The organism is Aeromonas sp. 600276, from assembly GCF_049175815.1.
GTDB classification, from domain to species: domain Bacteria; phylum Pseudomonadota; class Gammaproteobacteria; order Enterobacterales; family Aeromonadaceae; genus Aeromonas; species Aeromonas dhakensis.
Map to the genome: position 1 here is coordinate 120,278 of NZ_JAAKVU010000006.1, position 19,483 is coordinate 139,760.

19 protein-coding genes and 1 other RNA gene are annotated in these 19,483 nt (G+C 58.8%); 9 read left to right on the plus strand and 11 right to left on the minus strand.

Annotation, left to right across the window (positions count from 1 at the left end; all coding sequences use genetic code 11):
• The first annotated feature begins 5 nt into the window (after nt 1-5).
• Both zapA and ssrS read left to right on the plus strand, forming a co-directional pair.
• Complete coding sequence (gene zapA, locus G5134_RS08050) at nt 6-338, plus strand: cell division protein ZapA (RefSeq protein WP_005299694.1); 333 nt, start codon at nt 6-8, stop codon at nt 336-338.
• A 16-nt stretch (nt 339-354) separates the two neighbouring features.
• Nucleotides 355-537, plus strand: a non-coding RNA gene (gene ssrS / locus G5134_RS08055) — 6S RNA.
• 149 nt (nt 538-686) lie between these two features.
• Here the strand turns inward: ssrS and emrD are convergent.
• The 3 genes from emrD to G5134_RS08070 form a co-directional block, all read right to left on the minus strand.
• Complete coding sequence (emrD, locus tag G5134_RS08060) at nt 687-1,886, minus strand: multidrug efflux MFS transporter EmrD (protein WP_005299692.1); 1,200 nt, start codon at nt 1,884-1,886, stop codon at nt 687-689.
• Between the two features lie 249 nt (nt 1,887-2,135).
• On the minus strand, nt 2,136-2,798 hold the full coding sequence (locus tag G5134_RS08065) for a glutathione S-transferase family protein (RefSeq protein WP_274182730.1): 663 nt from the start codon (nt 2,796-2,798) through the stop codon (nt 2,136-2,138).
• A gap of 186 nt (nt 2,799-2,984) precedes the next feature.
• Nucleotides 2,985-3,440 carry a hypothetical protein gene (locus G5134_RS08070; protein ID WP_017765933.1) on the minus strand — a complete coding sequence of 152 codons (456 nt, stop codon included), beginning with the start codon at nt 3,438-3,440 and terminating at the stop codon, nt 2,985-2,987.
• Between the two features lie 202 nt (nt 3,441-3,642).
• Between G5134_RS08070 and suhB the strand changes: the two genes are divergently transcribed.
• Entirely contained in the window at nt 3,643-4,446 is an 804-nt protein-coding gene (suhB, locus tag G5134_RS08075; protein ID WP_042008117.1) for an inositol-1-monophosphatase, read from the plus strand.
• A gap of 355 nt (nt 4,447-4,801) precedes the next feature.
• Here suhB and G5134_RS08080 read toward each other — a convergent pair whose 3' ends face one another.
• Complete coding sequence (locus G5134_RS08080) at nt 4,802-6,433, minus strand: methyl-accepting chemotaxis protein (protein WP_421231947.1); 1,632 nt, start codon at nt 6,431-6,433, stop codon at nt 4,802-4,804.
• Nucleotides 6,434-6,810: 377 nt separating this feature from the next.
• On the opposite strand from G5134_RS08080, the gene G5134_RS08085 reads away from it, so the two are divergent.
• From G5134_RS08085 to G5134_RS08105, 5 genes are all read left to right on the plus strand, one after another.
• Nucleotides 6,811-7,743, plus strand: a complete 933-nt coding sequence (locus G5134_RS08085; protein WP_421231948.1) for a ZIP family metal transporter — start codon at nt 6,811-6,813, stop codon at nt 7,741-7,743.
• A gap of 94 nt (nt 7,744-7,837) precedes the next feature.
• Nucleotides 7,838-8,596, plus strand: coding sequence for a substrate-binding periplasmic protein (locus G5134_RS08090; protein WP_421231949.1), 759 nt, complete (start codon nt 7,838-7,840; stop codon nt 8,594-8,596).
• A 107-nt stretch (nt 8,597-8,703) separates the two neighbouring features.
• A complete protein-coding gene (mtnN, locus tag G5134_RS08095) occupies nt 8,704-9,396 on the plus strand; it encodes a 5'-methylthioadenosine/S-adenosylhomocysteine nucleosidase (RefSeq protein WP_421231950.1) in 693 nt (230 codons plus the stop codon).
• The gene (locus G5134_RS08100; RefSeq protein WP_214453933.1) at nt 9,393-10,343 is read left to right on the plus strand and encodes a cobalamin biosynthesis protein; all 951 of its coding nucleotides are present in this window, start codon (nt 9,393-9,395) and stop codon (nt 10,341-10,343) included. The genes mtnN and G5134_RS08100 overlap by 4 nt, the downstream gene beginning before the upstream one ends.
• Nucleotides 10,336-11,145 carry a cobalamin-binding protein gene (locus G5134_RS08105; protein WP_099358407.1) on the plus strand — a complete coding sequence of 270 codons (810 nt, stop codon included), beginning with the start codon at nt 10,336-10,338 and terminating at the stop codon, nt 11,143-11,145. Before G5134_RS08100 ends, G5134_RS08105 begins: the two co-directional genes overlap by 8 nt.
• Nucleotides 11,146-11,244: 99 nt before the next feature.
• Here the strand turns inward: G5134_RS08105 and G5134_RS08110 are convergent, their stop codons facing one another.
• The 7 genes from G5134_RS08110 to flaA all read right to left on the minus strand — a co-directional run bounded on the left by G5134_RS08110 (nt 11,245) and on the right by flaA (nt 18,399).
• On the minus strand, nt 11,245-13,332 hold the full coding sequence (locus tag G5134_RS08110) for a 6-hydroxymethylpterin diphosphokinase MptE-like protein (protein WP_337076226.1): 2,088 nt from the start codon (nt 13,330-13,332) through the stop codon (nt 11,245-11,247).
• A 7-nt stretch (nt 13,333-13,339) separates the two neighbouring features.
• Complete coding sequence (locus G5134_RS08115; RefSeq protein WP_010634330.1) at nt 13,340-13,639, minus strand: hypothetical protein; 300 nt, start codon at nt 13,637-13,639, stop codon at nt 13,340-13,342.
• Nucleotides 13,636-14,058 carry a flagellar export chaperone FliS gene (fliS, locus tag G5134_RS08120; RefSeq protein WP_010634331.1) on the minus strand — a complete coding sequence of 141 codons (423 nt, stop codon included), beginning with the start codon at nt 14,056-14,058 and terminating at the stop codon, nt 13,636-13,638. The genes G5134_RS08115 and fliS overlap by 4 nt, the downstream gene beginning before the upstream one ends.
• 25 nt (nt 14,059-14,083) lie before the next feature.
• Nucleotides 14,084-15,493: a flagellar filament capping protein FliD gene (fliD, locus tag G5134_RS08125; RefSeq protein WP_017765940.1), complete on the minus strand. Its 1,410-nt coding sequence runs from the start codon at nt 15,491-15,493 to the stop codon at nt 14,084-14,086.
• A gap of 27 nt (nt 15,494-15,520) precedes the next feature.
• On the minus strand, nt 15,521-15,964 hold the full coding sequence (locus tag G5134_RS08130; protein WP_017786670.1) for a flagellar protein FlaG: 444 nt from the start codon (nt 15,962-15,964) through the stop codon (nt 15,521-15,523).
• A 38-nt stretch (nt 15,965-16,002) separates the two neighbouring features.
• The gene (gene flaB / locus G5134_RS08135; protein ID WP_005299664.1) at nt 16,003-16,908 is read right to left on the minus strand and encodes a flagellin B; all 906 of its coding nucleotides are present in this window, start codon (nt 16,906-16,908) and stop codon (nt 16,003-16,005) included.
• Nucleotides 16,909-17,487: 579 nt separating this feature from the next.
• On the minus strand, nt 17,488-18,399 hold the full coding sequence (flaA, locus tag G5134_RS08140) for a flagellin A (protein ID WP_010634334.1): 912 nt from the start codon (nt 18,397-18,399) through the stop codon (nt 17,488-17,490).
• Between the two features lie 415 nt (nt 18,400-18,814).
• Here flaA and G5134_RS08145 point away from each other — a divergent pair, with 415 nt between their 5' ends.
• The gene (locus G5134_RS08145) at nt 18,815-19,447 is read left to right on the plus strand and encodes a trimeric intracellular cation channel family protein (protein WP_065018583.1); all 633 of its coding nucleotides are present in this window, start codon (nt 18,815-18,817) and stop codon (nt 19,445-19,447) included.
• Nucleotides 19,448-19,483: the final 36 nt, after the last annotated feature.

A 19,483-nucleotide genomic window follows, 5' to 3' on the forward strand; every position in this document is an offset into this window, starting at 1 on the left:
AAGGCATGAGCACAGAGGCCGTAGAAATCGTCATTTTGGGACGTCCCTACAAGGTATCCTGTCCCCTGGGACAGCAGGATGCCCTGCGCCAGGCCGCCGACCAGCTGACTGATAAACTCATCGAGCTGCGTCAACGCTCCAAGGTCTCCAGCAATGAACAGCTGGCGGTGATGGCAGCACTCAATTTCTGCCATGAGCTCTGTCTTGAAAAAGACAAGAATCACCAATACTCTGAGACCATGGACAAGCGGATCAAGATGCTGCAACGCACCATCGAAGCGGCTTTGATCGAGCACGGACAATATGGCGAATCCAGCGACGAAGGCGTACAACCCTAACTCGCAACGTTTTTGAAATTCCCTGGGGTGTTTGTCAGCCGGTTCAAGTCCCCGAGCCGATATTCATACCAAACAGGGGATCTGCCTTCTGGCTATTGCGCATGCTCGGCACGACCGAGAAGCCTGCGGTCAGATCCGATCCCCGCCTTGAACCGACGGTTCAAGGGCCCAAACCGGCAACGGCATCTCCGGGGTACCAACAGCAAAAAGCCCGTCACCAGTGTGACGGGCTTTTTCTTTTCCTGCGCGGCAGTCCCCTCCCCCGCTTCCGTCACCCGGCATATCAGCCCCCAGCGGCGGCCCATAAAAAACCCGCCAACTCGGGCGGGTCTTTTCACATCATTAGGCTCACACGGCCATCTGCTCGTGGGGCGAACCGTGGTGGCGCAACCAGAGGAAGCTCAGCGCCACGATCAGCACCATCAGTGTCATGATGGCGCCCAGGGTCACCTGCCCCTCCATCGGGAAGCAGGCCGCCAGCAGGGTCACGATGCCGGCCCCCAGGTTCTGCATGCCGCCGAGGATGGCACCGGCGGTGCCCGCCTGGCCCGGGAAGGGCTCAATGGCGCAGGAGGTGGCGGTCGGATAGAGGATGCCGCTGCCGATGAAGTAGACGGCAGCCCCACCCACCAGGGAAGCGGCACTCACTATCCCGAACAGACCGGGCAGCAGGATGATGAGTGACCCCAGCGCCAGGAAGGCGATGCCAAGGCGCATCAGCTTGCCCTGGCTCAGGCGAAAACTCAGCTTGGCGGAGAGCCAGGCACCGAACAGATAGCCGGGCAGCGGCAGTACGAACAGCACGCTGACGGTGCGGGCACTCAGCTTGAGCACGTCGCCCAGCAGCACGCCGGCGGCCGCTTCAAACACCGCCAGACCGGCGAAGGTCGCCATCAGGCAGAGCAGGTTGCCCTGAAAACGCGGGTTGCCGAGCACATGGCGATAGGCGGCACCGACTCGCAGCGGCTGCTGACGGGCCTCCTCCGGCAAGGTTTCGACGAACCAGGCCAGTATGGCCAGGGTCGCCACGGCGCCAAAGCCGAACAGGAACCAGTAGCCCGCACGCCAGTTGAACAACTCGGTCAGCCAGCCACCCAGCACAGGCGCCAGCAGCGGGGAGAAGATCACCCCCATGCTGACCAGGCTGTTGGCGCGGTTGAGCTCGGCGCCAGTGTAGCGGTCGCGCATCAGGGTGCGGCTCATGGCGCCGCCGGCCCCGGTCCCCAGCCCCTGGATGAAGCTGCCCGCCAGCAGCGCCATGAAACTCGGGATCAGCTGGATGGTCAGGGTACCCACCAGGAACACCATCATGCCGATGATGATGATGGGGCGACGGCCGATGCGATCCGACAAGGGGCCGTAGACAAACTGGGAGAGGCCGTACGGGATCAGGTAGCAAGCCATCACCGCCTGCAGCTGGCCGGAGGCCACGTTGAAGTCCCCCGCCATCATGGGAATGGAGGGCACGTAGAGGGTCTGGGTCATCTGGCCCACAGCGACCATCAGAATGGTCAGAAAAAACAGCGGATAAAAACTGTGCCGATACATATCTCAGTCCCGAAAAATCATCGAAAAGCTGCCCGCCTCTGGCAGAAAACCGCAGAGGGGATCCAACAAACAGGGTCAATCAAAGGTGAAAACTCAAGGCGGAGAACCCGCACCGGCCGGGAGCAGGACACTCCCATGGCTTGCCGTCATCTTAGTGATTCAGATCACGAAAAACGAACGAATCTTTATAATCAGCTTTCCTTAGTTTTTCTAATGCGACGGGGTTTTAGGCCCCGTCAACGATAAAAATCAACGCGTTACCATCTGCTGGGCCTGCTTGACCAGATCTTCCGGCTTCTCGTTGCGCGGCGGTATGGTGATCCCCTTCTGGCAGGCCGGCTTGTCAGCCATCCGGTCCATCCAGGCTTGCAGATGGGGTAGCCCCTCGATGGAGATACCGCTCCAGTCATAGATACGCACCCAGGGCCAGGTGGCAATGTCGGCGATGCTGTACTCGTCGGCCAGATATTCGTGCTGGGCCAGGTGGCTGTCGAGCACCTCGAACAGGCGGCGTCCCTCCTTCTGATAGCGTTCGATGGCGGCCGGGATCTTCTCCGGGAAGTAGCGATAGAAGACGTTGGCCTGCCCCATCATGGGCCCGACCCCACCCATCTGGAACATCAGCCACTGAATGGCCTGGGAGCGGCGCTTGGGATCCTCCGGCAGCAGCTTACCTGCCTTCTCGGCCAGATAGAGAAGAATGGCACCCGACTCGAACACCGCGAAGTCCCCGTTGTCTCGATCGACGATGGCCGGAATGCGGCCGTTGGGGTTGATGGCCAGAAACTCGGGTTTCTTCTGATCCAGCGCCGACAGGTCGAGCGCAATGACACGGTAGGGCAAGCCCAGCTCTTCAAGGGCAATCGCCACCTTGAAGCCGTTGGGGGTGGCGGCGGTATAAAAATCGATCATCATGGACTCCTTGTGATTCACACATTGGCACAGGACGGACAGGGCCTCGCCCATGTCGGCCAGAGAAACGCAGCGGGATGGACAACATGGACATCCCCCGGCCTGAACATGACGAAGCGGCACAATACCGGTCAGTTATGACAAATATTGTGCCGCTTGAACAGCCCGGCGCAGGGAAGGAAGGGCCTAGTTGCACAGCCCCATGGGTTGACGCTGGCGCAGCAGAATGAGGCGGGAAAGCAGCGGGAAGTAGGACTCCAGCTTGTTCAGCAGCACCCGGCTGCAGGCGGGATCGGCAAGTTCAGACTCTTCCAGCACGATGCCGTTGGAGACGAAATAGAAGCGCGGGTCCCGCACATCCGGCCCCTGAATGGTGAGAGTACCGTCTCCCTTGCGCATCAGCAGCGGCAACACCGGCAACCCGAAGGTGTCGCTGTTGCGCTGCCAGGCAAACTCGGGCCAGGCCGCATCCCCATCCAGCAGCAGGATGGCCGCCTCTTCCTTGCCAGGTTGCCAGTGGGATGGCTGGGTAATGGTTAGCTCGTTGAAGTAGTCGCCGTATCCGGTCGAGTTCCGCAAGGCGGCCAGCAAACCCTGGGTGGAGGTTGCCGACGGTTTTTGACTCACTAATGACAAATTCATGATCCACGTCCCTATGCTCAAGGCAGCCTGTTATTCGGCTGCTGCTCATAAGACTAGACCAAAAAGAGCCTATATTGGAGCCGTCAGATCTGGCAGTCGCCAAGGCCGGAGCGATAACGTATAACAGTTGCCATTGTCGAAAAGACTGGTATGATACCGCGTCCTTTTATTCCCCCGTTCTTTAACATCCAGTGGTGAACCTATGCATCCGATGCTGAATATCGCCGTGCGCGCTGCGCGCAACGCCGGTCAAGTAGTAGTAAAAGCCTTTTCTCAACCCGAGAACATCGAGGTTATCCAGAAGGGCAGCAATGACTTCGTGACCAACGTTGACCGTGAAGCCGAAGCGGCCATCATTCACACCATCAAAAAATCTTACCCGGAACACAGCATCGTGGCTGAAGAGTCTGGTGAGATTGCCGGTACCAATCCGGACTACCAATGGATCATTGACCCACTGGATGGCACGACCAACCTGGTCAAAGGCATTCCGCACTTTGCCGTCTCTATCGCCCTGCGCGTCAAGGGCAAGACCGAACAGGCCGTGATCTACGATCCGATCCGTGACGAGCTGTTCACTGCCACCCGTGGCAGCGGCGCCCAGCTGAATGGCTACCGCATCCGTGTCGGCAAGGCCAAAGAGCTGGCCGGCACCATCCTGGCCACCGGTTTCCCGTTCAAGCAGAAGCACCACATCGAGCCGTACCTGAAGATGTTCCAGAGCATGTTCATCGAGTGTGCTGACATCCGTCGTGCCGGCTCCGCCGCGCTGGATCTGGCCTATGTGGCTGCCGGTCGCGTCGATGGTTTCTGGGAAATCGGCCTCAAGCCCTGGGACACCGCTGCCGGTGAGCTGCTGGCCAAAGAGGCTGGCGCCATCGTCACCGACTTCGTCGGTGGTCACAACTACGAGAACTCCGGCAACATCGTGGTGGCCAACCCGCGTGTCCTGAAAGAGATGCTGAGCAAGATCCGCGAAGAGCTGCCGGAATCCCTGGCCAAGTAAGCCAGCACTACCCGCACTCATCAAAACCCGGCTCAGGCCGGGTTTTTTTATGACCTTTTCATGACCATCAGCCCATCGACGCTGACAAGCAAATCTCTGCCAATGCGCATTGCCATCGCTCCTCTGCCCCTCATGGCCAGCGCTGTCCCGACTGGCGAGCTCGTGAACGTCACTGTCGCCTTGTGCGGCGTCAATCCCCGATCCCAGCAGCAGGCCAAGAGTCGTGAACCATCCCAGTGCTCATGCCTTGAAATGACGGACCAACAAAAACAGTCAACCCGGCCGAAGCCGGGTTGACTGTTTGCCTGCAGCAACAGGCCATGACACGGCACCCTGTCTGGTGCCGATACAGCTATTACGCCAAGCGGAAGCGGCCTATGGTCTGACGCAGACCGGCAGCCAGCTGGCTCAGCTCCAGGCAGGCACGGGCGGTATGATCGGCCCCAACAGCGACCTCGTTGGAGGATTCGTTGATCCGCTCCACGTTGCGACCCAGCTCATCGGAGACCGCATCCTGCTCGCCGCAGGCACTGGCGATCTGAATGGCCATGTCGGCAATCTGGGCGACCGCCTCCTCGATTTGCTGGATGCCGTCGCTGGTCTGCTCGCTCTGCTCCACGCACTGGCGGATCATCTCGCAGCTCTGGCCGGTCACCTCTTTGGCCTGGTTGGCACGGGCCTGCAGGGTTTCGATGATGGCGACGATCTCGCCGGTGGACGCCTGGGTGCGACCCGCTAGGGTACGCACCTCATCGGCCACCACCGCAAAGCCACGGCCCTGCTCGCCGGCGCGAGCCGCCTCGATGGCGGCGTTGAGCGCCAGCAGGTTGGTCTGATCGGCGATGCCGCGGATCACATCCACCACCACGTTGATCTGGGCGGATTCGCGCTCCAGCTCGGTGACCAGGGTGCCGGCCTGCTCGATCTCCTCGGCAACCCGGGTGATGGCCATCAGTGAGCTCTGCACATCCTGATTGCCGCGGCGTGCCAGGGCATTGGCGGAGCTGGCCGATTCAGACGCCGTCTCGGTGTTGCCTGCCACATCGGCCACGGTGGCCTTCATCTGGGCCATGGCGGTGGCAACCAGCGATATCTCCTGCTGCTGGCTCTGGATCCCCTGTGCCGACTGCTCGGAGACGGCGCTCACCTCTTCGATGGCGGCGCCCAGCTGGGTCACGGCCGCCACAACCTCTTCAATCAGACCACGCAGGTTGTCCTGCATCTTGAGGGAGGCCTTGGCCAGCATGCCCAGCTCGTCGCGACCGATGTGCTGGCGATCCAGCTGATGGGTCAGATCACCGGCAGCGATAGCGTTGGCCTGGGCCACCACGGCCTGCAGCGGCAGGCAGATCTGGCGGGTCAGGAACCAGGTCATGGCCACCATGAACATCAGCAGGCTGCCGATGCTCACCATGGCAAAACTGGTCACCATGTTGACACTGTCAAGCAGGCTGCCGCGGTTCTCTTTGACGAAGCCGAGGTTCACTTCCACCAGGCCGTTGACCGCCTGCTCCAGCTCGCCATAAATGGGGTTGGACTGGAACAGCTGCACCTTGGCCTGCTCCAGCTGGCCCTGTGCCAGCAGTTGATCCACCAGATTGACCGAGTTCAGGTAGCGTTGCCACGCCTGCTTGGCGCCGTTGAACACCTGACGCTCATGGGCGGCACCGACCGTGGCCTCATAGCCCCGGAAGGCCTGCTCGACTTTCTGGACGTTGGCCTGGATGCGGCCGCGACGCGCCTGCAGATCGGTGGCGTCATCCACCATCAGCAGGGCAAACTGGGCGCGGCGCACGTAGGATACGTCGTAGAGCAGGTTCTCGACCGAGAGCACACTCGGCAGGGTGGAATCGGTAAAATTCAACACGCGATCGCGCACGCCGCGCAGTTCGCTGGAGAGAAAAATACCGAATATCACGTTGACGGCGGCAATGACCGCAAAGACCACGGCAATCTTTTTGCCGATAGACAGATTTTTGTAAAACATGGTGGCTGGTGATCCTCGACTGCTGACAAGCAGGTGCACAGTGGCGATCACATCCGTATGAACTGGTAACCCGGGCTTTCCTGACGGGAGATGGGACGTTGCGAAAGACCAAGGGAAGGGTGGGTTTCGCGAGGGCGGCACTTTACCACAAACCTGCCTACTCCTTCACCAGCTTTCGCCACAACAAAGCAAGCTGTTTTTCCATACAACCGGATCTTCGTCACAAACTATTCAAGACGACCACATCATTTCAAATAGTTAGCCGATGAATGCAATCGATGCCCCGGCATGGACAAGTGAGGCCCGGCTCGCTGTAATGCAAGAGTCCCCGGATGGCGCAGCGCCATTCCTGCCGTCAAGCAAGAGAGGTGATCTTCATGGATAACGCGTCAGCCCTGCCCCTTTCCTCTTGGTCAGCCCAGCTGCGCGCGCAGCTGCGGGCACGCCCGGTGATCGCCATCGGCCTGTTCGTTGCTCTGGCGACCGTCGTGCTGTTGCTGCTGCAAAGCCTGGTGATGCTGGCCGCCGGCGACATCAGCCCCGGCGTTCGCTATGGCCTGATCGGTGGCCTGGCCGGCTTTGCCGCCACCGCGCTTGGCGCCCTGCCCGCCCTTTTTCTGCGCTCGGTTCCGCAACGGGTAGAAGACAGCATGCTGGGCTTTGCCGCCGGCATGATGCTGGCAGCCAGCGCCTTCTCCCTGCTGTTGCCGGGGCTCGAGGCGGCAGAGGGGATCACTGGCAACGGCTTTCTCGCCGCCGCCGTGGTGGTGACAGGCATGACCCTCGGGGTACTCCTGATGCTGGGGCTCGATCAATTCACCCCCCATGAACACGACAAGACCGGCCCCTGCGGCCCCGGTCACGAGAGCTGCTCCCGGGTCTGGCTGTTCGTCTTTGCCATCGCCCTGCACAACCTGCCGGAGGGAATGGCCATCGGGGTGAGCTTCTCGCAGGGTGACATGTCGGTGGGCCTGCCGCTCACCACCGCCATCGCGTTGCAGGACATTCCGGAAGGGCTGGCGGTGGCGCTCGCCATGTGCTCCGCCGGTTTTCGCCCCGGCATGGCCGTGCTGGTTGCCATCGGCAGCGGCCTGCTCGAACCGCTCGGCGCCCTGCTCGGCGTCGGTCTCTCCAGCGGGATGGCCATCGCCTATCCCATCGGACTCGGGCTGGCCGCCGGTGCCATGCTGTTCGTGGTCTCCCACGAGGTGATCCCGGAAACGCACCGCAACGGCCACCAGACTCACGCCACCCTGGGCCTGATGGCCGGGTTTGCGCTGATGATGACCCTGGATACGGCACTTGGTTGATAAGGTTCTGATATATAGCGTAATGTTTCAGCACTAGCGCCGCGACATCCGCAGGCAACGTCGCATTTTCCCACACATCGAGGGCCAGCATGACATGATATTCCGGGTGATGGTGCTGGGTTGTCTGCTGGCAGTCACTCACCGGGCCGTCAGCGCCACCGAGATTTATCGCACGGCGGCGCAGCCCGAGTCCGCCCCCAAATACACCCAGATGGCAGATGGCCGCATCGGGGGGCTCTGCGTCGAACTGTTTCGATTGATGGAGCAACAGGAGCCTGCCCTGCGCATCGAGGGGGATCAGCACTTTATCCCCCTCAAGCGGCTGGAAAAACGGGTGCGCTTTGGCCAGCTCGACTTCCTCTGCGGCGTGGGCGACAACCCGGTCCGCCGCAACCACTTCCTCTATCTGCAGCCCCCCATCTTCACCGTACGCTACCACCTGGCGGTGCGCAGCGACGACCCGGTCGAGATCCGTCACTGGGACGACGTCAGGGCTCTGGGTAATGCGGGGATCATCCTCGTCAATCACGGCAGTGGCGCCATCGAACGGCTGCAGGCCATACAGGGGCTCATCATCGACAGCGGCGGGAGCAGCAGCGCCGCCAACTACGACAAGCTGCTGATGAAGCGCGGACGCTTCGTCTACTACCGCTCACCCGGTATCGAAGCCGATCTGCAGCGCCATCACCTGAGCGATCAGATCCGCATCCTCCCCGTCGCCATGGAGACTATCCCCTTCTACATCCTGTTTTACCAGCGCACCGCCCCTGCCCGCCTGGCCCTGTTTACCAGCACCCTGCAACGGTTGGCGGACCGCGGCGAGCTGGCCAGATTGGCCGAGCGCTACCCTTGAGTGGACATTCCCACCCGCCAGCATCGGAATGCTCGGCGCCATCGCCAACTTTTGTTATGATCCACAACAACTTATTCGGCCAACTGGCCATCAAGACGAGGTGAGTGATGAAAGTAGGTATTATCGGCGCCATGGAACAGGAAGTGGCCCTGCTGCGCAGCCAGATGAGCAACCCGACCACCCTGCAACTGGGCGGTTGCGAGTTCTATCAGGGTACCCTGGCAGGCAAGGAGGTGATCCTGACCCGCTCCGGCATCGGTAAAGTCGCCGCCAGCGTCGCCACCAGCCTGCTGCTGGAAAAATTCGCCCCCGACTGCGTCATCAACACCGGCTCTGCGGGCGGCTTTGCCCAGGACCTACACATAGGTGACGTGGTGATCGCCAGCGAGATGCGCTTCCACGATGTCGATGTGACCTCCTTTGGCTACGAGATGGGCCAGATGGCGCAGCAGCCTGCCGCCTTCCCCTGCGACGAGCAGCTCATCGCCGTCGCCCAGGCCTGCATTGCCGAACAAGGCAAGCATCAAACCAAGGTCGGCCTCATCTGCACCGGCGATCAGTTCATGTGCAAGCCGGACGCCATCGCCAAAGCCCGTGCCGACTTCCCGCAGATGCTGGCGGTCGAGATGGAAGGGGCAGCCATCGGTCAGGTATGTCACATGTTCAAGGTGCCCTATCTGGTGGTGCGTGCCATGTCCGACATCGCCGGCAAGGAACAGGTTGAATCCTTCGATGCCTTCATCGAGGTGGCCGGCAAGCACTCCGCCGAGGTGATCATCAAGATGCTCGGCAAGCTGTGATCACACTCACCACTCTGGAACAGATGGCCGCCACTCCGGCGGCCATTTTGCTCGGGGCCGCCCTGCTGGAGGCCATCGTGCCCTGGCCGGCCCACTATCGGCTCTCCGCCGTCGTGCCCCTGCTGACCCGGCTGGGTCACAAGGTGTGTCGCCCCGATGGCGCCCCCGGTCAGCAATTGCAGGCCGGTCTGCTGGCCATGCTGATTGTCTGGCTGCCGTGCGCCGCCGGACTCTGGGCGGTGCGCAATCTCTCGCTCTCGGAGCCGCTGTTCGATCTGCTGTTTCTGCTGCTGATGCTGGAATCGCGCCCGCTGCGGGAGCTGGCCCGCGCCACTCGCGCACTGACAGACCAGGATACCTTGGTGGTGGCCCGGCTGCAGGCGGCCCCCTGGCTCAGACGCGATACCGGTAAACTCTCCCTGATGGGGCTTGCCAAGGCGGTCAGTGAAAGCTGCGCCCTGCGCCTGATAGGACAGTGGGCAGGCCCTCTGCTGGGGTTCGCCCTAGCGGGTGTGCAGGGGGCCCTGTTGTGGCGTCTCGCCCAGCTGATGAACCAGGGCTGGAGTCCGAAACTGCCAGCCTTTGCCCACTTTGGCCGGGCCGCCACCGTGCTCTATCAGGCCCTGTGTACCCCTGCCATCTTGTTGCTGGCACTGCCCTTGTGCCTGACCCAGCTGCGCCAGCTGGCAAGCCGGTTGCGCACGGCGATACGCTGGCCCTACCCCGCGATGGGAATACTGCTGGCGCTGCTGTCCGGCTCGCTCGGCTGCAAGCTCGGTGGTCCCCGCTACTATCAGGGCAGCTTGTTCCGTTTTCCCGTGTTTGACGCCACCGCCGAGCCGGATGCCAGCACGGCCCTGCGCCTGCTCAACCGTCTGCAGCAAGCCGGTTGGGGCTGGCTGGCGCTGGCATTGCTGCTCACTGTGCTGGAGCACCTGCATGGCTAGATGGCTCACCCTGCTCTGCCTGTTGTGCATGTCGCCAGCCCTGCTGGCCGGGACGCCGACACGCATCGTCAGCCTCACCCCCCACCTGACCGAACTGCTGTTTGCCATCGGCGCAGGGGATCGCATCGTGGCCACCGACGATGCCTCCGATTATCCGCTCGAGGTCAAGCTCCTGCCCCAGGTGGCTAACTATCGCAGCATCAATCTGGAAGCCCTGCTGGCCCAGAAACCCGACCTGATCGTCGCCTGGCGCTCCGCCCAATCCCGCATGCTGGCCCCCATCGAGCAGTTGGGGATCCCGGTGTTCTATTCAGAACCGACCGACTTTGCCTCCCTCGCCACCGAGATGCGGGCCTTGGGAAAAACATTGGGGGTGGAAAAAACCGCCAATGCCGAGGCCGACGCCTATCTCGCCCGCCTGACCGCCCTTGGCCAGCGCTACGGCAAACCCAAGCATATCAAGGTGTTCTACCAGCTCTGGTATCCACCGCTGACCAGCGTCAGCGGCAATGCCTGGCCCGCCCAGGCCATCGAGTTGTGTGGCGGGGATAACCTGATGGCGGATGCCCGCACTCCTTATCCCCAGGTCAGCCTGGAGCAGGTGATCAAGGCCAATCCGGCGTTGATCCTGGCAGGGAGTCAAGACGCTGACGCCCTGCGCCACTGGCAACAGTGGCCCATGGTGGATGCCGTTCGCCACCAGCGTCTGCAACTCATCAACTCGGATGAGCTGCACCGTTTCACCCCGAGAGCACTCAATGCGGTAGAGCAGATATGCCGGGCCATCGCAGACGTACAGTAACCGCGCCTGTAAAGCCCGCAGCTCATCACTCGTACAATAAAAAAACACCGGCGTAGGCCGGTGTTTTTTATTTGGCAGAGACGTGATGAGAGGTAGCCGTCACTTCTGCTTGAAGATATCCAGTCCCACGAAGTAGACGGAATCGTGTCGCTGGAAGGCATCGGCATAAATCGGCTTTGCATCGTCGAAGAACCGCTCGAGTATCGTCTCGGCCTCTTTCACCTTGGCTTCGAACTTGTCAGGCGCTGCGTCAATCAGGGTCATCATCAAGCCAATGATGTTGGCGTAGAAATAGTTCATCGAGCCGATCAAGACACGGTAGAGATGGCAATCACGGCTCATCAGCAAATAGAGCAGATAGTCGTGGTGACGCTGCATCATGGCCAGTATGTCATTGTGTTCGTATTTGACCGTCCGCCAGTCGGTACGCAACTTCTCCAGCAGATCGTCAAACAGCGTCACATTGAGCGCGGCATTGAAGTCAACGCTGCCCATATCGAACGGCTGGAAGCTGCGCGCCATCAGCTCATCAAGCAAGGCGATCTTGTCCAGCTCCGGGCTGCTGATGTGCAAGGCGTCGACCCCTTGAGGGATGGCGCCTTCAATGTAGGCCCCATCACTGCAATTCAGACAGCGCATATCCGGATGGCTTGTCAGCACGCGCGTCATGTTATGGATTGCCAGGCCAAACAGATGATTGATCCGCACTTCCCCGCCCAAATTGCCCGGTGCCGGGAAAGTACCTTTCAGATTCTCGTTGTACTTGGCTTCTCTCTTCTCGTTGTAATAGAGACTCAGAGTGGAGTGATGCTTGTCTGCGTACTTGTAGCCATTGTCTATTCCGAACAGGTATACCTGTTTGAACCCGAGCAACGCCGCATAATTGAGGCCGGTGTTGCCAACGAAGGGGTTGGAGAATTCAATGGACTCATACTCGAAAGCCTGACCAAACCGGCTGACCAGCATGGCAAACATGGGCTCGTTGGGCTTGAAGGTCAGACCCGTCTTGCGGAAGAAGGTCTTGCACTCGGGGTGGATCACGTCAACGCTGAGGAAGACCGCATCCTTGAGGAAATCATCCGCATTGAGGATGCGCAGGAAATCCGCCGAGCTCTTGGTGCGCTCCACCGCCACGTAGATGTCCGGTTTGATACCCGCCTTGTGCAGCGCACTGACGGCCGTGCCGCAGGCAATGATGATGGCTTGCCGTTGATGCTGCCGGATGAATTCGATGCTCTGATCCAGCGACGGTCCGTTACCGACCACGAATACCGGCACCTGCTCGACCAGCGAGGTATCCCGCTCTCGCTTCAGGAAAGGCGTGCCATCCTGCAGATGGGTGTGACTGTGGGCCAGCGCATAAATATTGTCATCGAAAAAGCCCCAACCCGTCTTGAGCAGATACAACTCGCCCTCTGCCTTGTCGATCAGAGCATGCAGTTTGGGTGAGTGGTAATGACAAAACGAGAAATAGCTCGCCGACCAGAATGCCCCTTTGCGATGCAGCGCCTCCATCATGTCGGCGACCAGCACCTGTTCATCGACACCGATGAACAGGTGCAGACTCAGCGACTCCTGATCCATGTATTCGAGCAACTTGTGCCAATCGAAGCAATAGAGCGAGGCGTAGAACATATCGAGGTCGGGCTCGAAGGCAAACAGATTCCGAACCCGGCACCGCTCATACAGGTAGCCCAGCTGATAACCCAGTCCGATCCCGTACATGAAGGACAAGGGAATGTCGGCATCCAGCGCCTTGCGAAGCGGCAGACCTTCCAGCGACACATTTTCCTTGAGCTCGGAGATGGCATTGTTGTAGGCGATATGGATCTGGCCTTCCAGATACCACTGAGGCACGAAGTCGATACATTGCAATACGCTATGTTCGATCACCTCGGCAATCTGGGCCTGTGCTTCGGCAAAGGGATCATCGCCATAGAGGGAGACGTCATCGTCCAGCCAAAGAACATTTGGAACGCCGTTCTCGTTGCAGAAAAATCGGAAGGGTCTGACTGGCTGATACTCTTTGAAAAATGCATGTATTCCGGGCATATATTTTTCAAAGGCAGCCATATTGAGTTCATGGCGAACGGGCAGCACCTCCAGCATGGCGGCTTCCTGCTCTTTCTGCCTGGCTAGACGGGAGAGCTCATGCTCGGCATCTTTGATGTTCTTGTTAAAATCCATTCGGTACTCAACCCGCATTCATCTTGTAAAGGCCCGCCACACGACCGGCCTTGGAAAATTGGCGCAATTCATCCTCTGCCAGGTGTCTCGCATTCGTTATCAGCGCATGGATCATGTGAAACTGAGACAGGGCTTGCTGCTGCTCTGCATTAAGGTGACTGTCAGCGGGGATATGCTCGAAAACCTCGTTCAGGGCAGCGAGATAGTGCTCCATTTGCACTTCCGCTGCCGCCAGCTCATTTTGCTCCAACAGCAACCGCAAGCGGCTGCCGTGGTTCATCAAGCCGGACAGCTTGGCATCATTCATTCCGCACGACCTGCTTTTTGCTGGGCAATGGCCTTGTCGCGCTCTTCGACCGGAATCGCATCCCAGCCACTCTTGACTGTCAGCATCAGGTTCATCACCTCGTCGATGGCGGCCATGTCCATATCACGACTGGCATCCATCATGCGCACCTTCATGTAGTCGTAGAGCGCAAACAGATCTTCCGGCACCTTGCCATAGGAGAGGTCCAGCGAGTCCTGCAAGCCGTTGATAATGGCCATGGTTTTGGAGATGGACTGGGACTTGGCTTCGAAATCACGACGTTCGATGGCACCACGGGCTTGGGCAAGACGCTCGAGGCAACCTTGCATCAACAGCTGGATCACCCGGTAGGGATCCGCCACCGCCAGCTCGGACTGCAGATTCTGGGTGGTGTAAGCCTTGATATTTTTCCGATACATAAGAGGCACGGCTCCTGACTACGTATTAATTCGTTTTGGTATTGAGCAGATTCAGATAAGAGGCCGACTTGTTCATCTTGGCCAGCATGCTGTCCAGGCTGCCATAACGGGCCCGCAAGGTCTCCTGATACTTGGTCAGCTGGGCGGTAACATCCGACTCCTTGCGGCTTACTTCGCGCAGATCGGAATTGAGCGAATCTTCCCGCTTGGCCAGCAGGCCGCCGGTCTTGGAGTAGGTTTCCAGCTGGCTGGCCAGCTTGCCTGCGACCCCATCCTTGCCGCCAAACACCGCAACCACCTGATCAAAGTTCTTGTCGATGGCCTCGCTGAACTTGGTATCGTCGATGGACAATACCCCCTTGTTGTCCATCTTGATACCCATCTGGAAAATCGTTGAATAGGTAGACGATTTTTTGGAGGGTTCGGTGATGAGGCCGTTCATCATGTTGACCACGGCACGCGTCGTCGCATCACCGGCCAATGCACCGCCATCATTCTGGCTCTTCCCTGCCACGATCGAGTTGCGCTTGCCAAGATCATTGCTCTTCTTCACCAGCGCGTTGTAACCGTCGACAAAGCTCTTGACCATGTCCTTGATGCCGGCCTTGTCGGTGGTCACATCGACCTTGTTCGAGCTGTAGGTCTTGACCGGATTGCCGTTGGTATCGGTGGTGGTCGTGCTATCCGACTCTCTGAGCACGGTCAGTTTGAGCCCGACTATGGTGCCATCGAAGGTATTGGTCGCACTGGTCAGGGTGTTGCCATCTACCTTGATCTTGGCATCCTGAGCGCTCTGGCTCTTGGTCAACTTGGACACCAGGTTGTCGGTCAACTCAGTGGTGCTGCCGGTGATCTGCAGATCCTTGCCGTCGCCGCTGACCCCTGAGTCGATCATCAGCTTGGATTTGCCGTCTGAGGTATTCATGATGTTGACGCTCAGACCGAAGTTGTCGGCGTCATTGTTGATCCGTTTGCGAATGGACTGCAGCGAGTCACCCGCCTTGACATCCACATCGAAGGTCTTGTCGCCAGCCTTGAACGTCAGTTTCCCGTCCTGAGTGATGAGGGGGGTCGTCGACGAGTCGAAGGTGCCGTCAAATTTACTGGACTTCGCCAATTGTTCGACGCTGATGTCATATTGACCGTTGGAGGCCCCCGCCTTGCTCTCCACCTTGAGCACGGGTTTGTCCTTGTCCTGGGTAATGTTGATGGAGCGCTTGTTGAACGCATCATCCTTCGCCATGGCCTGCAGAGTGGTCACGAACGAGGCGATGGCAGACTTCAGCTGCCCCACACCGGAGAGAGTGATTTGAGTGTTGGTCTTCTTGGTGGTGATGGGCTGCATCAGTTGTGCCTTTTTGGCATCGACACTGGCAGCAATCACTGACTCCAAATCGAGTCCAGAGCCGGCACCGGCAGACGTAATGGTGGGCATACTCTCTCTCCTCTTAATTTTTTCGTATCAGATCTCGTTATCGAGCAGCAACCCGACCCGCGAACCGCCGCCAGATACATCGCCCTCACGCAGATCCTTGATCCGCTTGCTGATGGCCAGCAGCTCCTCGCTCGGGATCTGCCGGATCATTGACTTGGTCTCGGCGTCCACCACCTTGATAACCACCTGATCCAGATCCTTCTCAACACTGAAATTGACAGTCCAGCCTTGCAACTTGCTGAACTCTTGCAAGTTTTGCACCTCATTTTCAATATCGGCATTGGATACGTCCTGTTTGGCGGTTTTATCACCAGCCAGAGCATCCTGCTGTTTTTTCACATCCTGTTGTGCCGTCACCCGCTGCTCTTCCGTCGTGCCAGATAGCACTTGAGCGGCCGATTGGCCGCTCTTGCTACTTGACTGAAGAGAAGAAGGAGTGACCGATGACGGGATCCCAATTTCATTGGCCATATCGTCGCTCCTTTTCCTATCTCATCACTGCTGTTCTGTTAGCCCAGCAGGGACAGAGCAGATTGCGGTCTTTGGTTGGCTTGCGCCAGGATGCTGGACGCTGCCTGTTGCAGAATGTTCTGCTTGGTCAGGTTGGCCGTCTCGGTCGCAAAGTCTGCGTCACGGATACGAGAACGTGCGGCGCTCAGGTTTTCAGAGACGTTGGACTGGTTGCGGATGGTGGAGTCAAACCGGTTCTGTACCGCACCCAGCTCCGCCCGCTTGCTGTCAACCGCCTTGATCATGAAGTCAAGGTTGGCCATGGCCAGCTGAGCCGAACTTGCTGCCTTGATGCTGCTGACGCTGGTAGAAGTCACCGCTGACGTACCCTTGGTCACTTTGTAAGGCTCGCCAGTGGCGCTGGTCGCAACGGTCGCGCTGCCCTTGGTTGACGCCGCAATCCCGCTGATGGTGAACGCGGAGGTCATCTTGAAGGTGATGGTCTGACCGGCGTCAGCCCCTACCTGGAATGACCCCTTGTAGTTCCCATCCAGCAGTTTTTGGCCACCAAAGGTGGTGTCGTTGGAGATCCGGTTGATCTCGGTGGTCAGCTGGTCAAATTCTTGCTGCAGTGCAGTACGGTCATCGGTGTTGTTGGAGCCGTTGGCGGATTGCTGTGCCAGCGTGCGCATGCGTTGCAGCATGCTGGTCACTTCATCCATGGCCCCTTCAGCCGTTTGCGCGACGGAAATACCGTCGTTGGCGTTGCGGTTACCTTGGTCCAGGCCGTTGATCTGAGAGGTCAAACGGTTGGAGATCTGCAAACCGGCAGCATCGTCCTTGGCGGTGTTGATACGCAGACCGGAAGCCAGTCTGGTATAGGACGTATCCAGGGACTTGTTGGTGTTCATCAGGTTACGCTGGGCGTTCAGTGATGAAGTATTCGTGTTGATGTACATGGCCATAAAATATTCTCCCGAAGAACATGCGACTGCGGGTTGCACCGCCAAAGCGGCGTCCCACCGTTAGAAGAACAGGTTGAACGAGCCTGATTCTTCTGGCGGGTGTCTGTTTGAACGGACAGGTCACCCGCAGTAGTGCAAACGTTGGATTCCGAACACCCCTCGATTGCTTCACTTTATTTAACGGCAGCGCAGCGACAAGCTTTAGGAAAATAATTGCCGAAGGCGGCAAGTTTTATCCGGCAAGCGGCAAAATGACGGCGAGCAGTCTCCTGTTATCGGGAGCAGGGCCTAAAGCCGGCGTGACAGAGATGAACTCTGAGGGTTGGCACAGTTTGTGCTTTGATATGGGGGAGTGGCGTCAATTTGACGGCACAATAAAAAGAGGCCGGAAGATCCGGCCTAAAACGAGCATACGCTCAGGAGAATATGACCAAGCGTGACAGAACTGAACAGCTGTACAACACTTGGCTTTACTAGTAGAGAATAGATTCTCTCCCGATAGAACAGAGTGCGAACCGAACACCCCTTTGTTCCATCTCTTGACCAGGGCGGCCTGAACAACCGCCCTGTTTTCTTTTATCAGCCCTGCAGCAGGGAGAGTGCTGACTGCGGACGCTGGTTTGCCTGAGACAGTATGGTCGAGGCTGCCTGTTGCAGAATGTTCTGCTTGGTCAGGTTGGCGGTCTCGGTCGCGAAGTCTGCGTCGCGGATCCGTGAACGGGCGGCACTGACGTTTTCAGAGACGTTCGCCTGGTTGCGAATGGTCGAATCGAACCGGTTCTGCACCGCACCCAGTTCGGCACGCTTGCTATCCACCACTTTAATCATGTAATCCAGGTTGGCCATGGCCGACTGGGCAGAGCTTGCCGCCGTAATGGTCGACATGCTGGTAGAACTCACCGGCGTACCTGCAGTTTTTGTGATTTTATAAGGCTCGCCCGAAGTAGTGGTCGTCACTGCCGCACTGCCGCTGGTCGCGGACGCCATACCAGAGATGCTGAAGGCAGTGGTCATCCGGAACGTGATGGTCTGACCGGCATCGGCACCGACCTGGAAGGAGCCCACATAACCGCCCTTGAGCAGATTCTGGCCACCGAAGGTGGTGTCTTTGGCTACCCGGTCGATTTCAGTCATCAGCTGAGTGTACTCTTGCTGCAACGCGGTACGGTCATCCGTGTTGTTGGAGCCGTTGGCAGACTGCTGGGCCAGGGTACGCATCCGTTGCAGCATGGAAGTAATTTCATCCATGGCGCCTTCGGCGGTCTGGGCGACGGAGATACCGTCGTTGGCGTTGCGGTTGCCCTGATCCAGACCATTGATCTGGGAGGTCAAACGGTTGGAAATCTGCAGACCGGCGGCATCGTCTTTGGCGCTGTTGATGCGCAGACCGGATGCCAGACGGGTGTAGGATGTATCCAGAGATTTGTTGGTGTTCATCAGGTTACGCTGAGCGTTGAGCGATGAAACGTTCGTATTGATATAAAGACCCATGACTATTCTCCTAAGCTATTAAATTTACTATTTAATTTGCTCGAACTTTATTGTCTTTTCTGTTCGATGCTTCTTATTTAACGGCCTCTTTTTCGATGTCTTTAGCATTATTTTCAACGCTTCATCGCATTAACGCCGCTTACCCTATATATCGGCATGTTCCGGCTGAACTTGAGGAAAAAAGTGCCCTGTTTTGCTCATTGAATTCATCAGGCTTGCGACAACGGGCCGGGCGCAGGTCTATGTCCACCTCCCCTGCAACATGACGCCGCTCAGATGCATCGCGCTGGCTGGTGCCATTGCAGCCGAGAAAAACTGGGTCTGGCTCCCACTTCTTGCAGGCAGCCATTGGTCAGATGCCGCAATCCCCCCTAAAATCGCGGCCCCATCAACAATTGGACGTGAGTTGTTCTCCATGCAGACACTGGTTGAGCAGATTGTTTACATCAGCGACATGTTTGGTACTGCGGTATTCGCGTTTTCGGGCGTACTGGTGGCGGGCCGTCTCAGGATGGACGGTTTTGGTGTCATGGTGTTGGCGGCGGTCACCGCCATCGGCGGCGGCACCATCCGCGACATGATCCTGGGGGCCACCCCGGTCTTCTGGGTACGTGACCCCCTCTACATCTGGGTGGTGATCGCCACGGCACTGATCGGCATGTGGATGGTCAAGCTGCCCCGTCGCATGTCCTGGTACGTGTTGCCGGTCGCCGACGCCTTCGGGCTGGCGCTCTTTACCGTGATCGGGGCACAGAAAGCCCTCAACTTTGGTACATCGGGGCTGATCGCCGTATTGATGGGCACCATGACAGGGGTGGCCGGCGGCATGATCAGGGACGTGCTGGCCCGGGAGGTGCCCATGGTGCTGCAAAAGGAGATCTATGCCACCGCCTGCATCCTGGGGGGGATCCTCTATACCCTGGCGCTGGAGATAGACGTGGATCGGGTGACCGCCATGCTCATCTGCATGACGGCGGTGTTTGGTTTACGGGTGGCCGCCATCTACTGGCATCTGTCACTGCCTACCTTCTCGCTGCAGCGCAATTGACCTCACAACCGGTGTCAAGTCGCACTCCCGGCCCGG

Bases quoted from the DNA above. Each gene is read 5' to 3' on its own strand.
- G5134_RS08070 (WP_017765933.1), bottom strand. From the start codon at position 3,440: ATGAATTTGTCATTAGTGAGTCAAAAACCGTCGGCAACCTCCACCCAG.
- G5134_RS08145 (WP_065018583.1), top strand. From the start codon at position 18,815: ATGCAGACACTGGTTGAGCAGATTGTTTACATCAGCGACATGTTTGGT.
- G5134_RS08090 (WP_421231949.1), top strand. From the start codon at position 7,838: ATGATATTCCGGGTGATGGTGCTGGGTTGTCTGCTGGCAGTCACTCAC.
- G5134_RS08110 (WP_337076226.1), bottom strand. From the start codon at position 13,332: ATGGATTTTAACAAGAACATCAAAGATGCCGAGCATGAGCTCTCCCGT.
- flaA (WP_010634334.1), bottom strand. From the start codon at position 18,399: ATGGGTCTTTATATCAATACGAACGTTTCATCGCTCAACGCTCAGCGT.
- fliS (WP_010634331.1), bottom strand. From the start codon at position 14,058: ATGTATCGGAAAAATATCAAGGCTTACACCACCCAGAATCTGCAGTCC.
- G5134_RS08085 (WP_421231948.1), top strand. From the start codon at position 6,811: ATGGATAACGCGTCAGCCCTGCCCCTTTCCTCTTGGTCAGCCCAGCTG.
- G5134_RS08065 (WP_274182730.1), bottom strand. From the start codon at position 2,798: ATGATCGATTTTTATACCGCCGCCACCCCCAACGGCTTCAAGGTGGCG.
- G5134_RS08105 (WP_099358407.1), top strand. From the start codon at position 10,336: ATGGCTAGATGGCTCACCCTGCTCTGCCTGTTGTGCATGTCGCCAGCC.
- G5134_RS08080 (WP_421231947.1), bottom strand. From the start codon at position 6,433: ATGTTTTACAAAAATCTGTCTATCGGCAAAAAGATTGCCGTGGTCTTT.
- mtnN (WP_421231950.1), top strand. From the start codon at position 8,704: ATGAAAGTAGGTATTATCGGCGCCATGGAACAGGAAGTGGCCCTGCTG.
- G5134_RS08115 (WP_010634330.1), bottom strand. From the start codon at position 13,639: ATGAATGATGCCAAGCTGTCCGGCTTGATGAACCACGGCAGCCGCTTG.
- fliD (WP_017765940.1), bottom strand. From the start codon at position 15,493: ATGCCCACCATTACGTCTGCCGGTGCCGGCTCTGGACTCGATTTGGAG.
- zapA (WP_005299694.1), top strand. From the start codon at position 6: ATGAGCACAGAGGCCGTAGAAATCGTCATTTTGGGACGTCCCTACAAG.
- emrD (WP_005299692.1), bottom strand. From the start codon at position 1,886: ATGTATCGGCACAGTTTTTATCCGCTGTTTTTTCTGACCATTCTGATG.
- suhB (WP_042008117.1), top strand. From the start codon at position 3,643: ATGCATCCGATGCTGAATATCGCCGTGCGCGCTGCGCGCAACGCCGGT.
- G5134_RS08130 (WP_017786670.1), bottom strand. From the start codon at position 15,964: ATGGCCAATGAAATTGGGATCCCGTCATCGGTCACTCCTTCTTCTCTT.
- flaB (WP_005299664.1), bottom strand. From the start codon at position 16,908: ATGGCCATGTACATCAACACGAATACTTCATCACTGAACGCCCAGCGT.